This window comes from Chromatiales bacterium (genome assembly GCA_020445605.1).
Classification (GTDB): Bacteria; Pseudomonadota; Gammaproteobacteria; order JAGRGH01; family JAGRGH01; genus JAGRGH01.
Genome location: JAGRGH010000001.1, coordinates 23,372 through 38,009, shown reverse-complemented (window position 1 = coordinate 38,009; position 14,638 = coordinate 23,372). Strand labels below are relative to the sequence as shown.

15 protein-coding genes are annotated in these 14,638 nt (G+C 62.2%); 4 read left to right on the top strand and 11 right to left on the bottom strand.

Annotation, left to right across the window (positions count from 1 at the left end):
- The 4 genes from rbbA to KDG50_00175 form a co-directional block, all read left to right on the top strand.
- Window positions 1-1,919: ribosome-associated ATPase/putative transporter RbbA (gene rbbA, locus KDG50_00190; GenBank protein MCB1863820.1), on the top strand; the 1,919-nt coding region annotated here is incomplete at its 5' end.
- Between the two features lie 3 nt (window positions 1,920-1,922).
- Window positions 1,923-3,044: an ABC transporter permease gene (locus KDG50_00185; GenBank protein ID MCB1863819.1), complete on the top strand. Its 1,122-nt coding sequence runs from the start codon at window positions 1,923-1,925 to the stop codon at window positions 3,042-3,044.
- Complete coding sequence (locus KDG50_00180) at window positions 3,041-4,276, top strand: MFS transporter (GenBank protein MCB1863818.1); 1,236 nt, start codon at window positions 3,041-3,043, stop codon at window positions 4,274-4,276. The genes KDG50_00185 and KDG50_00180 overlap by 4 nt, the downstream gene beginning before the upstream one ends.
- Window positions 4,277-4,336: 60 nt before the next feature.
- Window positions 4,337-5,332 carry a lipid A deacylase LpxR family protein gene (locus KDG50_00175; GenBank protein ID MCB1863817.1) on the top strand — a complete coding sequence of 332 codons (996 nt, stop codon included), beginning with the start codon at window positions 4,337-4,339 and terminating at the stop codon, window positions 5,330-5,332.
- Window positions 5,333-5,720: 388 nt separating this feature from the next.
- Here the strand turns inward: KDG50_00175 and gstA are convergent, their stop codons facing one another.
- From gstA to KDG50_00120, 11 genes are all read right to left on the bottom strand, one after another.
- On the bottom strand, window positions 5,721-6,326 hold the full coding sequence (gene gstA / locus KDG50_00170) for a glutathione transferase GstA (GenBank protein MCB1863816.1): 606 nt from the start codon (window positions 6,324-6,326) through the stop codon (window positions 5,721-5,723).
- A gap of 27 nt (window positions 6,327-6,353) precedes the next feature.
- A complete protein-coding gene (locus tag KDG50_00165; protein ID MCB1863815.1) occupies window positions 6,354-6,671 on the bottom strand; it encodes a hypothetical protein in 318 nt (105 codons plus the stop codon).
- Between the two features lie 167 nt (window positions 6,672-6,838).
- Window positions 6,839-7,357 (bottom strand): HlyD family secretion protein, encoded by a 519-nt coding sequence (locus KDG50_00160; protein ID MCB1863814.1) that lies wholly within the window; start codon window positions 7,355-7,357, stop codon window positions 6,839-6,841.
- Between the two features lie 192 nt (window positions 7,358-7,549).
- On the bottom strand, window positions 7,550-8,071 hold the full coding sequence (locus KDG50_00155) for a hypothetical protein (GenBank protein ID MCB1863813.1): 522 nt from the start codon (window positions 8,069-8,071) through the stop codon (window positions 7,550-7,552).
- Window positions 8,072-8,086: 15 nt separating this feature from the next.
- Window positions 8,087-9,208, bottom strand: a complete 1,122-nt coding sequence (locus tag KDG50_00150) for a helix-turn-helix domain-containing protein (protein MCB1863812.1) — start codon at window positions 9,206-9,208, stop codon at window positions 8,087-8,089.
- 419 nt (window positions 9,209-9,627) lie between these two features.
- Entirely contained in the window at window positions 9,628-10,362 is a 735-nt protein-coding gene (locus KDG50_00145; GenBank protein ID MCB1863811.1) for a TIGR03747 family integrating conjugative element membrane protein, read from the bottom strand.
- Window positions 10,355-12,469, bottom strand: a complete 2,115-nt coding sequence (gene traD, locus KDG50_00140; protein ID MCB1863810.1) for a type IV conjugative transfer system coupling protein TraD — start codon at window positions 12,467-12,469, stop codon at window positions 10,355-10,357. The genes KDG50_00145 and traD overlap by 8 nt, the downstream gene beginning before the upstream one ends.
- Window positions 12,466-12,972, bottom strand: a complete 507-nt coding sequence (locus KDG50_00135; GenBank protein ID MCB1863809.1) for an integrating conjugative element protein — start codon at window positions 12,970-12,972, stop codon at window positions 12,466-12,468. Before KDG50_00135 ends, traD begins: the two co-directional genes overlap by 4 nt.
- A gap of 45 nt (window positions 12,973-13,017) precedes the next feature.
- A complete protein-coding gene (locus KDG50_00130) occupies window positions 13,018-13,566 on the bottom strand; it encodes a lytic transglycosylase domain-containing protein (protein MCB1863808.1) in 549 nt (182 codons plus the stop codon).
- A gap of 2 nt (window positions 13,567-13,568) precedes the next feature.
- On the bottom strand, window positions 13,569-14,324 hold the full coding sequence (locus KDG50_00125; GenBank protein ID MCB1863807.1) for a TIGR03759 family integrating conjugative element protein: 756 nt from the start codon (window positions 14,322-14,324) through the stop codon (window positions 13,569-13,571).
- Between the two features lie 13 nt (window positions 14,325-14,337).
- The gene (locus KDG50_00120; protein ID MCB1863806.1) at window positions 14,338-14,634 is read right to left on the bottom strand and encodes a hypothetical protein; all 297 of its coding nucleotides are present in this window, start codon (window positions 14,632-14,634) and stop codon (window positions 14,338-14,340) included.
- Window positions 14,635-14,638: the final 4 nt, after the last annotated feature.

Sequence of the window (14,638 nt, the reverse complement as noted above, 5' to 3'; positions counted from 1 at the left end):
TGACCATGCGCTTCGGCGAGTTCACCGCGGTCGATCATGTGAACCTGCGTGTCCCACGGGGTGAGATCTTCGGTTTTCTCGGCTCCAACGGCTGCGGCAAGACCACGACGATGAAGATGCTGACCGGCCTCCTGCCGCCGAGCGAAGGCCGCGCCTGGCTGTTCGGACAGGAGGTGGACCCGCACGACCTCGCGACCCGGCGCCGCGTCGGCTTCATGTCGCAGTTCTTCTCGCTCTACACCGAGCTGACGGTGCGGCAGAACCTGGAGCTGCATGCCCGGCTGTTCCAGGTGCCCGCTGCCGAGATTTCAGGGCGGGTGGACGAAATGGTTGAACGCTTCGATCTGGCCGCGGTGATTGACAGCTTGCCGGGCCGGCTGCCCCTCGGCCACCGGCAACGCCTGTCGCTGGCGGTCGCCATGATCCACAAGCCCGAGATGCTGATCCTCGACGAGCCCACCTCGGGTGTCGACCCGGTGGCGCGCGACGCCTTCTGGCGCAGGCTGGTCGAGCTGTCGCGCCGTGACGGGGTGACCATCTTCATCTCCACCCACTTCATGAACGAGGCCGAGCGCTGCGACCGCATCTCGCTGATGCACGCGGGCCGGGTGCTGGTCACCGACACGCCGGCGAATATCGTGCAGCAGCGGGGCGTGGAGACCCTGGAAGAGGCGTTTGTGGCGCATCTGGAAGAGGCGTCGGGGGAAGGCGAAGCCGACGCGGGGCAAACAGCGTCGCTCGATACGGTTGACGCGTCGGCAGGCCATGTCGAACCCCAGGGCTGGCGGCGCCAGTTCGATCCCCGGCGCATGATCAGCCACGCCCGGCGCGAAGGGTTGGAGCTGCGCCGCGATCCCATCCGGCTGACCCTGGCGCTGGTCGGCAGCGTCATCCTGATGTTCGTGATGGGCTACGGGATCAGCCTCGATGTCGAGGATCTGACCTTCGCGGTGCTGGATCGCGATCAGACCACCGTCAGCCGCGACTATACGCTCAACCTCACCGGCTCCCGCTACTTCGTCGAGCGGGCGCCGATTACCGGTTATGCCGATCTCGACCGGCGAATGCGCGAAGGCGACATCAGTCTGGCGATCGAGATCCCGCCGGGCTTCGCGCGCGACATCGCCCGGGGCCGGCGGGTCGAGATCGGCGCCTGGATCGACGGCGCCATGCCCACGCGGGCAGAGACCGTCCGCGGCTATGTGCAGGGGATTCATGCCCACTGGCTGGCGACCAAGGCGCGCGAGGCCGGCTACGGCGAGGCTTTGGCGGGGCTCGTCAATATCGAGACCCGGTTCCGCTACAACCCGGACGTCAAGAGCCTGGTGGCGATGGTGCCGGCGGTGATCCCGCTGCTGCTCATGCTGATCCCGGCCATGCTCGCGGCGCTCAGCGTCGTGCAAGAGAAGGAGCTCGGCTCGATCACCAACTTCTACGTCACGCCCACCACGCGGCTCGAGTTCCTGCTCGGCAAGCAGCTCCCTTACGTGGTCCTGTCCTTCCTGAGCTTCCTGCTGCTCACGCTGCTCGCGGTGACCGTCTTCGGCGTGCCGCTGAAGGGCAGCTTCCTGACGCTGGCGGCGGGTGCGCTGCTCTATGTCGGCGCCGCCACGGCCCTGGGGCTGCTGATCTCAACCTTCATGCGCAGCCAGATCGCGGCGATCTTCGGCACGGCGGTGCTCACCATCCTGCCGGCGGCGAACTTCTCCGGCATGATCGACCCGGTCTCGTCCCTCGAAGGGGTGGGCCGAGTGATCGGCGAGATCTACCCGACCACGCATTTCCTGACGATCGCGCGCGGCACCTTCTCGAAGGCCCTGAACTTCTCTGACCTGCATGCCGCCTTTCTCCCGCTGGCGCTCGCCGTTCCGATCCTGATCGGGCTTTCCGCCGCGCTGCTCAAGAAGCAGGAGACCTGAGCCGTGCGCGCGGCCAACATCCTGCATCTCGGTATCAAGGAGCTGCGCGGTCTCGCCCGCGACCCGATCATGCTGGTGCTGATCGTCTATGCCTTCACCGTTTCGGTCTACACGGCGGCCACGGCTATGCCGGAGACCCTCAACAAGGCGCCGATCGCGGTGGTGAACGAGGATCGCTCGCCGCTGTCATGGCGCATCGTCAGCGCCTTTTACCCGCCGTACTTTGTTCCCCCCGAGGTGATCGACCAGGCCGAGATGGACGCCCGCATGGATGCCGGCCTCGACACCTTCGCCCTCGACATCCCGCCCCACTTCCAGCGTGACCTGCTGGCGGGGCGGCGGCCCACGGTCCAGCTCAATGTCGATGCCACGCGCATGAGTCAGGCCTTCACCGGCAGCGGCTATATCCAGACCATCGTCAGCGACGAGGTGCGCACCTTCGCGCAGCGCTATCGCGAGGTTCCGGAGTTGCCGGTCGATCTGGCGCTGCGGATGCGCTTCAATCCCCAGCTCAACAAGTCGTGGTTCGGCGCCATCATGCAGGTCATCAATAACGTGACCATACTCTCCATCGTCCTCACCGGCGCGGCGCTGATCCGCGAGCGCGAGCACGGCACCGTCGAGCATCTGCTGGTCATGCCGGTCACGCCTTTCGAGATCATGAGCAGCAAGGTATGGGCGATGGCGCTGGTCGTCCTTGCCGCCACCGCCTTCGCGCTCACCGCCGTCGTGCAGGGCTGGCTGTCCGTGCCGATCCAAGGCTCGCTCGCGCTGTTCCTGGCCGGGGCGGCGCTGCATCTGTTCGCGACCACCTCGATGGGCATCTTCCTCGGCACCGTCGCCCGCTCCATGCCGCAGTTCGCCCTACTGCTCATGCTGGTGCTGCTGCCCTTGCAGATGCTCTCCGGCGGCTCGACGCCGCGTGAGAGCATGCCGGAGGCCGTGCAGTACATCATGCTCGCCGCGCCCAACACACACTTCGTGATGCTGGCCCAGGCGATCCTCTATCGCGGCGCGGGCTTCGCCGCCGTTTGGCCGCAGTTCCTCAGCCTGGCGGCAATCGGTGCGGTCCTGTTCACGCTGGCCCTGACGCGCTTCCGTAAAACGCTGGCAACGATGGCATGAGTTCGCGCACCGAACAAACTTCGCCTCGTTCGCGCGTCCCAGGCAAATGGCGCGCACTGCCGACCGGCATCTGGGCACTCGGATTCGGCTCGCTGTTCATGGACATATCCTCCGAGATGATCCATAGCCTCCTGCCAGTCTTCATGGTCACCGTACTGGGCGCCTCCATGGTGACCGTCGGCGTTATCGAAGGGATTGCAGAGGCTACGGCAGCCATCTTGAAAGTGTTCTCGGGTGCGCTGAGCGACTATCTTGGCAAGCGCAAATTCCTGATGATCCTTGGCTACGGACTCGCGGCATTCACCAAGCCCATTTTTCCGCTGGCCTCGTCGATCGGCTGGGTGTTCACGGCGCGTTTCGTCGATCGCATCGGCAAAGGCATTCGCGGGGCGCCGCGCGACGCCCTGATTGCCGACATTTCGCCAGCACCATTGCGCGGCGCGGCCTATGGTTTGCGGCAGGCGCTTGATTCGGCTGGTGCCCTGCTCGGTCCGCTACTGGCGGTGGTCTTTATGATATGGCTTGCCGATGACATCCGTGCGGTGATGTGGATAGCCGTGGTGCCAGCCTTCATTGCGGTGGCGCTGCTCATGATTTACGTACGCGACCCTGAGCGCACGCATGCAACCGGCGACGTAAAATCCCCACTCGCACGGGCCAACATCAAGCGCCTGCCGCTGCGCTACTGGCTGGTTGTGCTGTTGGGGGCGGTCTTTACGCTCGCCCGCTTCAGCGACGCCTTTCTGGTGCTGCGGGCACAGGACATTGGCCTCGCGCTCGGCTATGTGCCGGTGGTCATGGTCGTGATGAACGTTTTCTATGCCGGCGCCGCCTATCCGGCCGGGGCCGCCGCTGACCGCTTCCACCCGCGCACCTTGTTGCTGATCGGACTCGCGCTGCTCATCGCAGCGGACATGGTGCTGGCCGCGGCCCGAGGCGCACTGGGCGTCTTTGCCGGTGTCGCGCTGTGGGGCCTGCACATGGCCTTTACCCAGGGCCTGTTGTCGAAACTCGTCGCTGACACGGTGCCGACGCAATTGCGCGGCACGGGGTTTGGTATCTTCAATCTCGTCAGCGGCGGTGCGTTACTGCTCGCCAGCGTGCTGGCTGGCGTTCTGTGGAGCGCCATCGGACCCGCTGCGACGTTCCTGGCCGGTGCCGGTTTCGCTGCCCTCGCCGCAATCGGGCTCCTGACTGTGGACGCCGGGCATCGCAATCGAGACAAGGAATGACATGGGCAGACCTGTTCTCCCTGCCCCGGTGCGAGCCCGCAAAACACGTGCAACGATGGCATGAAAAAAATAATCGGACTCATAGCGTGGCTTGCTATCGAGGGCGCCAGCCCGGCTATGGCCTGGTCGGTGGAACCGGAAAAAACCGGAACGCTGAGCTTCATTCTGGAAAATGATTTGTTCTATCGCGCCGACAGTCACTACACCAACGGGGTGGGGTTCATCTGGGTTCCGGATCGACGCACTCCCACGCCGGAGTGGGCGGTGAAGCTGGCCCACTTGGTGCCATGGTTCCACGAGCAAGGCGAGCTCCGCCACGGTTACGCCTTCGGCCAAAGCATGTTCACGCCCAGCGATATCACGATCGAGAATCCTTCCTTGCGGGATCGGCCCTATGCCGGATGGCTGTATGGTTTGATCGGCCTGGGCGTGGAGTCGGGAAAGCAGCTTGATCTGTTCGCATTTACCCTCGGCGTGGTTGGCCCGGCCTCCCTGGCCGAGCAAAGCCAGAAATTCATCCATAAAGTCGTGGGTTCCGATAAGCCCCAAGGCTGGGACACACAGCTCGGGAATGAGCCAGGCTTCATCGCGACCTACCAGCGAGGCTGGCGGGGGCTCGCCACCACAACCTTCTTGGGAAACAGCCTGGATTTCACGCCCCACGTGGGATTTGCACTTGGCAACGTGTTCACCTACGGCAATACGGGGGTCACCATGCGCTACGGCAAGCGGCTACCAAACGACTACGGGCCGCCACGCATTCAGCCCGGCCTGTTGGGCTCGGGGGAATTCGCTCCGGTGTCAAATTTCGGCTGGTACTTGTTCGCCGGCGTCGAGGGGCGGGCCGTTGCACGCAACATCTTCCTTGACGGCAACACGCTTCGAGACAGCCGCAGCGTGGACAAAAAATCCTTGGTCGGGGACCTGCAATTCGGGTTTGTCATGGATTGGCCCGATATTCGATTGAGTTACACCCACGTGATTCGTACGCGAGAGTTCCAAACTCAAAATGGCGGCGACGATTTCGGCGCGTTCAGCGTATCTGTCAAGTTTTAAGCCCCGAGTTGCGTCATGATGCAAACACGTGGCTGCGGAGAACCCCAATCAAGTCACTCGGATACACCGAGGCACACCTCTACGATGCCTGTACCAGCGTCAAGCTGGGTGCTGGCGAACAACTTCAATCGATTGGCGCTTCGTGGGAAGCAGTCGATGCCTACAACGCGGCATGCACGCGACTAAAAGGCGATGCGTGCCGTCGCGCACGAAATGGCTATGCCTGGAAAGGCTACCGGGCAATGAGGAAATCCTCATGAAATGCATGTTCACATTGCTTGCCCTGGTCTGGGCAGGTTCGTCGATGGCTGCCGACTGGCAGGTGACGCAATCCGATTCCATTAGCGCTTATGTCATCTTCGCAGATCAACCCAACGATCGCCTTCCCTTAGCCGAGCAAGCCCTCATCCTTGAGCGCCGCCTGTACGGCAGGGCGCGCGGCGATGCGCCCCAGGTATTCGTTGATCGTGGGCCAGGGTGCAAGATCGAACTGCACCCATCGCGACCAGCCCAACACGGTGAATAGATAGGCATCGGCAACCGTGTAGCTGTCGCCGAGCAGGAACTGCTTGCCTGCAAGCTGTGCCGCCACATGGTCGCAACGCTTTGCCAGCGTCTGTTTGAGCTGTGTTTTCCACTCATCGGGCGTGTCGGGATTGAACAGGGCGCCAAAGGATTTGTGCAACTCCGATGTGATGAAATTGAGCCAGGAGTAAAGGCGATAGCGTGCCATGCTGCCAGCGAGCGGCGCCAGATTCTTGTCGGCACGATCAGCCAGGTACAGCAAAATAGCCGGCACTTCGGTCAGCACCTCGCCATCATCGAGTACCAACGTAGGCACGTAGCCGTTGGGATTGATGGTGGTGTAATCGACATCGGTTTCCGTCCTGCTCGTGGCCAAATCCACTTTTTCGAGCGCAAAGGCGAATCCGGCCTCCTGGAGCGTGATGTGCACGGACAGCGAACAGGCACCAGGCGCGTAATACAGTTTCATGACAGTGTCTCCTTGTTGCGGTTGAAGTTACGCACCCGCGTTGGTGGGATAGTCGGTGTAGCCTTTTTCACCCGGGGTATAAAAAGTGTCGAAATCGGGCGAATTGAGCGGCGCGCCCATGCGCCAGCGCGCGGGCAGATCCGGGTTGGCGAGGAAGGCCCGTCCCACCGCGATCAACTCGCACTTTCCGGCATCCAGGTCAGCCTGGGCACGTTCGGCATCATAACCACCGGACAGGATGACGGTCCCCTTGAACCGCTCGCGCATGGTCTGCTTGATGTGCTGCGGCACTTCGGGCGCGCCCATCGACGCATGATCGACGATGTGCATATAGGCCAGTCCCATTTGACCCAACGTGGCGCTGCCGCACATGCAGGGTTCGATGGGTGCGACCCAGGACCAGATTTCCTGGGTGCTGACGTCCTACATCGTGGCGGCGGCCATCTTCACGATAGGGTGACCAAGCCGCGATGCGTGCCGTCCGGGTGTGCGTCGGTCATGGTCAGGCCATGTCAGAGCGAGAGCCCGAACACGTGGCGGCGGTGGCCGGTGTCGATATCCACTATGGTGCTCAGTCCCGCGCGCAGTTGCGGCGCGTTCGGCACGGCCTCGATACGGATCCGCACAGGCACCCGCTGGGCAATTTTGACCCAGTTGCCAGTGGCGTTCTGCGCAGGGATGACCGAAAACTCCGACCCGGTGGCGGGGCTCAGGCTGTCCACCACACCCTTCCAGGTCGTGTCTGGGTACGTGTCGACCTTGATGGTTACCGGCTGGCCGGGATGGACGTAGGTGAGATCGGTTTCTGGAAAGTTGGCCTCGACCCAGAGGTCACCGCTGACCACCAAGACCAGCGCCGTAGCCCCAGCGCCGACATACTGCCCCGGTTTGGGCGGTTTGCTCACAATGCCGGGCAGCAGAGCACGCACGTCGATCCGCTCCAGGTCGAGCCGGGCCTGATCGAGTAACGAGGTTGCCCGGAAGTATCTCAGAAACATGCTGAAAGAGACCGTGAACGAGGCGGCCGACATTGAACAAACCGGATGAGTGATGCCTCACCAAGCTCCATGCGTAGGGCCATTGCCTGGTCGTAATCTGAACCTATAGCCTCATGAGCGGGGCTGATTGAGCTCGTGCGCATGTCGAGGACCTCTGCAATTTCAGGGTCGTCGACGGAGAATGGTGATGCGTTATGGTTGCCAGCCATGAATATGCAAGACCTCCTATGGAATGACTCCAAGCCGGATTTTTACCCGGATCTCATCCAGCCAACCTGCGCGGTAGTGACGCGCCAGGGAGTTGATCTGCCCATGTGTCACGCCGGATTCGTTGGCCAGATGCTCCAGGGAAGTAAGCGAGTCGAGCCACCCGATATTACCGGTGGCCACGATAGCCGCCTTATCGGCCGTGGAAACGAGGATAAGGGCGTTTGGAAGCAGCCCTTGGGCGTGGAGCCAGGCGAGGAGATGCAGTTCGCCGTCATCGAGGCCGTGGCATAAGGGATGGGAAAGGACGAGGTTCGCCAGCTCTAGCTTCCCTATCTGGTGTCGGCCGGCAAGTCCTTCCAGAAGAGCATCCCTGTCGATGTGTACACGCCCGGGATCATCGGGGTTGCCGGTGAGGGCTTCCTCGACGCATTTGTCGACGGTCTCGACAGCGAACTTGTTGCAGATCGCCGTCCAGCAGCCTGTCCGGAATGCCTCGATGATGATGTTGGTGTCGATGAATACCCGCGTCTTTGCCATGCCCGGCGCCACCCCTTACAGCTCGAAGGGGGAGGGTAGCGAGTGCTCGGCAAACAGGTCCACAAGCTGCGTCAAGGTTGCCCCCATCGCTTTTGCCGCCTTGCGGGCGGAGAGGTGGCCTCTGTCGATTGCGTGGTGCAGCATGTTAATGAAGGCCGGGGAGAACCGCTTCGGCGTACCGGACACGGATGGACGCTGGTGCTCCTGTTGAAGGGTATCCCGTGTTTCGGTACCGATCCAGTTCAGATTGAACAGTCTCCAGGCAAGGGCCACTGGCGCGACACGCAACTGCATGGCTACGTCTGCAAGATGGCTTACGTCATCGATACGACGATTGTCGATCAGATTCGCCAAAGAAGCCTGGGGCATCAGCAGAGCAGCGGCGAAATTGTTGGCCAGTTGCTCGATGCGTTTGCCCTTGGCCCGGTCTTCGACCGAATTGGATTCGCGGTGATCCGGCTTCATGGCATCCCAAGTTAGGGCGTGGAACAGTTCATGGGCCAGATCGAAGAAGCGACGGGCCTCCGGCTCGTTGCGGTTGATCAGGATCATACCCATATCCTGGAGATGACAGGTCGCGCCGGAGATCGAATCCCCGTCCTGGGTTTCGATCGTGTCGACGTACAGAACCGGGATGTCGAGCTCCTGCTCGATCTTCTCGGCCAGCCTCTCGGCCGGAACAACACCCAGGTCGAGCGTCTCGACCAGGCTTTCGGCACGGGCAATCGCATCCTCGTATGAGGACTGCGAGGTGAGCCGCAGGGTGTGCTTGAGGGGATTGGACCGGTCCTGCTCCTTCTCACGCAACCAGCGTAGCAGGCCGATCCACTGACCGGCCCTCAACTCAAAACCGTCCAGGCTGTCCTCGGCCAGTCCGGGGGAGGCGCGCCAGGAGAACTGGGCCTCACCGGCAACCTGAAATGGATCGAGGAAGAAGTCGAGCTCGCGATCCAGGGTGTCGGTCAGCAGGACGAGTTCATCCGGCTTGAGCGCCCGCTTGCCATTCTCGATATCGGAAACGCTTTGGCGGTCTTTCAGACCCATGGCCTCGGCTAGCCGGTCCTGTGTCCAGTCGGCCGCCTCGCGGGCAGCTTTGACGCGATAGCCGATGAGTCTCTGCGATAGTTGTTCAAGCATGGCGGCCTCCCCTTTAGAAATGGAATTATAGCCTTGCGAACCGTAATTCGCAAGAATTGGTTGCGTTTAGACTTTCGCGGCTTCGCACGAGCGTGGATTGAAGATTGAAACGTCCGGGGGTAGGCAAGCACCGCAGGATGGCCCAGAGGGGGAGTGCCGTTCAGCGCAACGCCCAATCGGTGTCAGCTGTTCATTCCAAAACTGTCTTTCGTCGTGGAATCTTCGAGAAGCCACTTGGGGTCGTATTGAGGCATCTAACTTATTGATATTTGGTTGTCAGCAGTCGATTTTAGAGGTCCGCTAATCGGAAATTCCTCGCACCCCCCCAAACAGTAACGCTTCCGCAAATTACTAATGATGGTTTTGAATTTAAGCGAATGGTGAACGACGCGGTTTAAACGGAAAAGCATTCAACGAATCTATAGATATTTCTTGAACGTACTGGCGGTCACTGCCACGGCGAGCGCGAACAGCGCAGCGAAGGGTAGGATGACGAAGGTCGGATGCAGGCTGAATGGAAGTGATAAGTAGACCACCCATGCCAGCACTACGAGTGGTATCGCTGCCTTCTTCGCATAGTGGTACAAAAAAGAACTCTCCCGGCCTCCGCCCCAGCGGCGGAGATCCCGTCGCACAAGACCGTCCACCAGAGCCACCAGGCTGAACAACAGGAACACCGGCGTCGCCAACATGAGAATCGCCAGGCGTACGGAGAACACTTGGGTCACCTGCATGGCCGCGATCGTGTACTCGGCGATCGGTCGATAGAGCTTGTGCAGTGTCGGTCGCAACCCCGTCTCCTCCACGCGTGGCGGCGGCGATATCCAGCGTATGAAGGCGACGACGCGTGTGACTTCGAATAGATAGTGGTATGTCCCATCGGCCACTTGCTTGGCGAAACGGGCCGGGTCCGATATCACGATGCTGCGGCGAAAGTCCGTGTCCAGATAGCTAATCTCTTGAGTGAGCATCGCGCGACTGTGGTCGAGGCCTTGCTCCGGCCACCACAAGTTCATCCCTACCCACTCAACGACGATCGAAAACAACAGGGAGAACAGCAGCCACTTAATGGCTTGGGCGACGGCGGTCAGCCCTTTAGAAATCAGTCCTTGTCGAACGGCGGTACGCCGCGGATCGGCGACCGCTTCAGCCATGGTTATCTTCCGCTTGCCCGTTCGGCCCCGAAACGTCGGTCACCGCCATCCACCATGGCTCCTGCACGCGATACCACTGATCGTTGGTGATGTAGGTCCGCTCCATTTCGTTGGCGATCTCGGCGAGGCTTTCCGGCATATCAGAATCCGTTGCCGGCAATGGCATACGGATTTTCCAGAGCTGCCCGCCCTCCAGCAGCGCGAAGGCCTGCCCCTTGGGCAGTGTGATCAACTCAGCCGGTGTGAGCATCGGCACTTCCGAGACACTGATGCGGTCCTCGTTGCGCGACATGAAGTCGACCCCCGAGCCCGGGTCAGAGGAATCATTGACGCCGGAGACACTCATGAGTGTGAAGACCTCGACGCGCGGGAGCTGCTCCGTGAGCATCTCGGCGGTGGCCAGTTCCTTGACCCGGAGCATGATCAGCGTGTTGAAGTTGCCCGCCACCTGCCCGGCCTTGGCACGGCTGCCGATGCGCGCCTCCACGTCGGACCAGGTCTGGGTATAGGCGGTGACCTGGAAGCCGGCGCCGCCGGCCTTGTTCAACAGCGGCACGAACTCATCCCCGATCAGTTCGTTGAACTCGTCGGCGTGCATGGAGATCGTCGGCAAGGTGTAGGACCTGGGAGCTTCGATAGGGTCCGCGTCCACGCCGTGTTTGTAGATATGCCCGGCCACCGAGACCAGGTCGGCGAACATGGAATTCCCCACCGCACTGGCGACGGTGGTATCCGTCAGGGCGTCGAGACCGACATACACAATCCCCTTGCGGCGGATGACGTCCATCCATTCGAAGATGGGACGCTGATCAGCCTCATTGAGGTAGTCCGGTGAAATGAGCTCGGCGATCTTACCGGTGGTCAGCTTCTCCATCAGCGGCCCGACGGAACTGACGATCTTGTCGAAGTAGGTCTTGTCGTACTTGAAGGCCGATACCAGCCCGTCGAGCACTGGGTCGTAGAGGTCCAGATCCTGCAGGTGCCGCATCAGCGCGATGGCCTCGTCGTTGCGACCGCGCAGCGAGTTCGGCAGGTTGCGTTCCTTGATGTTGCCGGCGATGTCGGCCACCTTCTCGCGCCAGTCCGCCGCCCCGTGCCGGCGCAGGTGTTCGCGGGCGTACTCGACGAACAGCGGCTCAATGTCGTTGATGTAGCGGCGCACCTGCTGATAGTCCGGCCGACGCCCCAGTGCCACCAGGGCGCGGGCGATGATGTTGACGAAGCGCCAAGCGAATTCCTTGAAGGCCGCCGAGTTGCCCTCGCTGGGAAGCTGGTTGGCGATGCGGGTCGCCACCTCGGTGATGCGGGAAAAGTTGCCGATCGCATTGTAGCGGGCCGAGACCTCGGGGAAACCCAGATGGAACATGTAGAAGTCCTTGGCGCGCCCTGCCCGCTTGGCCTCGGCGTACACCCGCCGCAGGAGATCGGCATCCCCCTTGGGATCGAACACGATCACCACATCGCCGCGCCGGATGTCCTGGGCAATGAGAATCTCGGCGAGGCGTGTCTTGCCGACACGCGTGGTGCCCAACACCAGCGTGTGTCCGACGCGCTCACCAATATCCATCCAGACATCCTGCTCGTCGGGTTCCACGGCATGCAGGGCCGGCTTACCGCCGACGGCGGGCAGCGGCGACAGGGGATTCCACCAGCCCCGGGAGCGGAAAAACCAGGCCACGAGATTCAATAGCGGTATGGGTTCCCAGGCCACTTCCTTGCGGCGCGCCCACTGATACAGCGAGCTCGGCTGGACGTAGTGCTGGACCTCGGGACGAATCGTGTCCCGCAATCGCTGGGTGTGCCTCTGGGTCCAGCGAAAGCCTTTGCCGAGAAACAGCTTGTGGCGACTGAGCGGGATCTTGTCGGCGCGCAGCCGATAGGTGGGCAGTCGGCGCATATTGCGCTGATAGCGCATGACCCGCCAAGCCTGGCGGGCGCGCATCACACCGATCACCGCCAGCGCCGAGCCGGCGCTGTAGGCGACACCCGGCGGCATCATCAAGGCCCAGGGGGCCAGCACGGCGATGGCCGCCGTGGCAAACGCCACCAAGGTCGACCACAACTCGACCGGCGGGCGCAGCAAGGCCTCGATAGGATGCCGGCTCACTGCTCGATGCCTTGTGGCGTTATTAGCACCGGATAGGTTGAGATACCCAAGGCGGTCGCGATATCCGCCGCGGATGCCGGCAGGATGGGCAGCCCGCCAGCCAACCGGGAGATGGCCCGTAAGTCCTCCTGTGTCTCCGCCTGCACCAGCATGCCGACCGCACCGATCTCCTGGAGGCGTTCCCGGTATTCAACCAGCCACTGCCGCGATCGGTCATCGGAACCAATGAGAAAGAACGGACGAGAGAACGGCCTGTCGTGCGACCTGGCCGGTACCGGTCCGGGACTCAAACCGGGAGAGCGAATCGGTAACAGCGTTTGAATGTCGGCGGCGCCGAGCCTGGGCCTATTCGGCACTCCGGTCACCGACGGCGGATTGATGGCCGGCTCGGTGCGGTCGATGATATCGAGGTACGGTGCCAGCGGCCGCGTATCGCCGCTGTCGTAGATCACCGTGACTTCCGACCAGGCCGGTACCGGTGTCAGCGCCATGCCGATCAACATCACACCGTACCGTATGTATTGGAAGAATCTAGTCATCGGACTGCACTACCCGTTTGCGGCCAACCGCTGCCAGTGGCCAACCACCCGCGACCGGTAGCGTTCCGCGCGCGCCGTATCCGCGGGAGCGTGGTAACAACCGACGCCCGCCCACCAGTCACGCCGCTGCTCGAAACACTGCCGCAAGATCACCGCCCCCACGCGCAAGTTGTAGTACGGGTCCAATGCCTGCCAGGTGTCTCCCAGTTTGTCCTTGTGGTACCGCCAGTTCACTTGCATCAAACCGATATCGATGGACCGCTCGCCGCGCGCGATAAATGTGTTCAGCGCCTCCCATGCCGCCTCGCGGGACGGGTAGACATGACCGCGGCCGGCGACATTGAGTGTCCAGGGCCAGGGGCGGCGCACACCGTCATCGTTCGAGCCCACGCCGCTTTCCGTCATGGCGATGGCATACAGCACTGTGTAGGGAATCCCGTATTCGGCGGCGACGACGCGGTATCCTTCGGGAACGGATGCCGCACACCAGCCGGCGGTCGGCCAGACGATCCCCAACACGATGCCCAGCAAGATGATTTGCCCTCGCGCCGGGCACATGGTCACAGCTCCGAAGCGCGCAGCGCGGATAGGTCCTCGCCCCGTCGACGCAGCAGATACGGAATCTCACCCTTGCCCTGGGTGAGCCGCTCCAGCGAACCGGCCTCATGGTTGAGGGTGACGCGGCGATTGCGCACCCACGCCGGATCGATCCCACGATCGACCGCCCAAGCCCTGACCGCCTGGTCATCGCCGGGCTTCACGCCGGCGACATAGAGATCGATACCGGCCACCTCATCGATCCGCTTGAGCAACTTGCCCAGCAGGGCATCACAGGCGGGGCAATCTGGGCGGGTGAAGAACAGCACACGATCACCCGGCAACAAGGCACTGGTGTTACTGCTGTGCGCGGGCAGGCGGCTGACATCGATGAGTTGCTCATTCGGATACAAACGCTTGCCGGCTTCAGCGTAGGCGTGTTGGAAGGCCAGGATGCGATCCACGTCCTCGCGCATGGCGCGGGCCCAAAGCTCGGCGTACCGACGACGCTCATCCTCGTCGCGCGCGTGGATGCCCAACACTTCGATGGGGGAGATGGTCGGCGGGCTGATACTGCCACGTATGCCTTGCATCAATAGTTTGTAGCGTTGCCATTCGGTCTCCGACAGGCCCCAGGCACGTGAACGCGCCAGCTCCGACGGCGTCAACGTATTCCTGGCCGTCGCCGACACACCGATGTCGGTTTCGTTCGCCTGTGTGCCGGAGACCTCCACGGCGAACACCGGCGCTGCGAATACCAGCGCCAGGATCACGCCCATCCACCGCGCGCGACTACTCATCGGTGCACGCGCCGTCGCAGTCACTAGCGGATTCCGTCGCAACATTGATCTCCCGCGCACGGGCGCGGGACAGATCCCGATAGATCACGTCGTGCCGGTTCAGCATGCAGTCCTGCAGCTGCGCCGGGTCATCATCCCCTGATGCGTGTACATCATCGGGTCCATCCGGCAATGCATTCACCACGGCCGGCACTTCCACGGTCGTCGGATCACCCTCCATTCCTTCATGAGTTGCCGACCCCAGCGAGAAGGCCCCGAACAACAATAAAATGGCAACGAATATTTCCATCAAC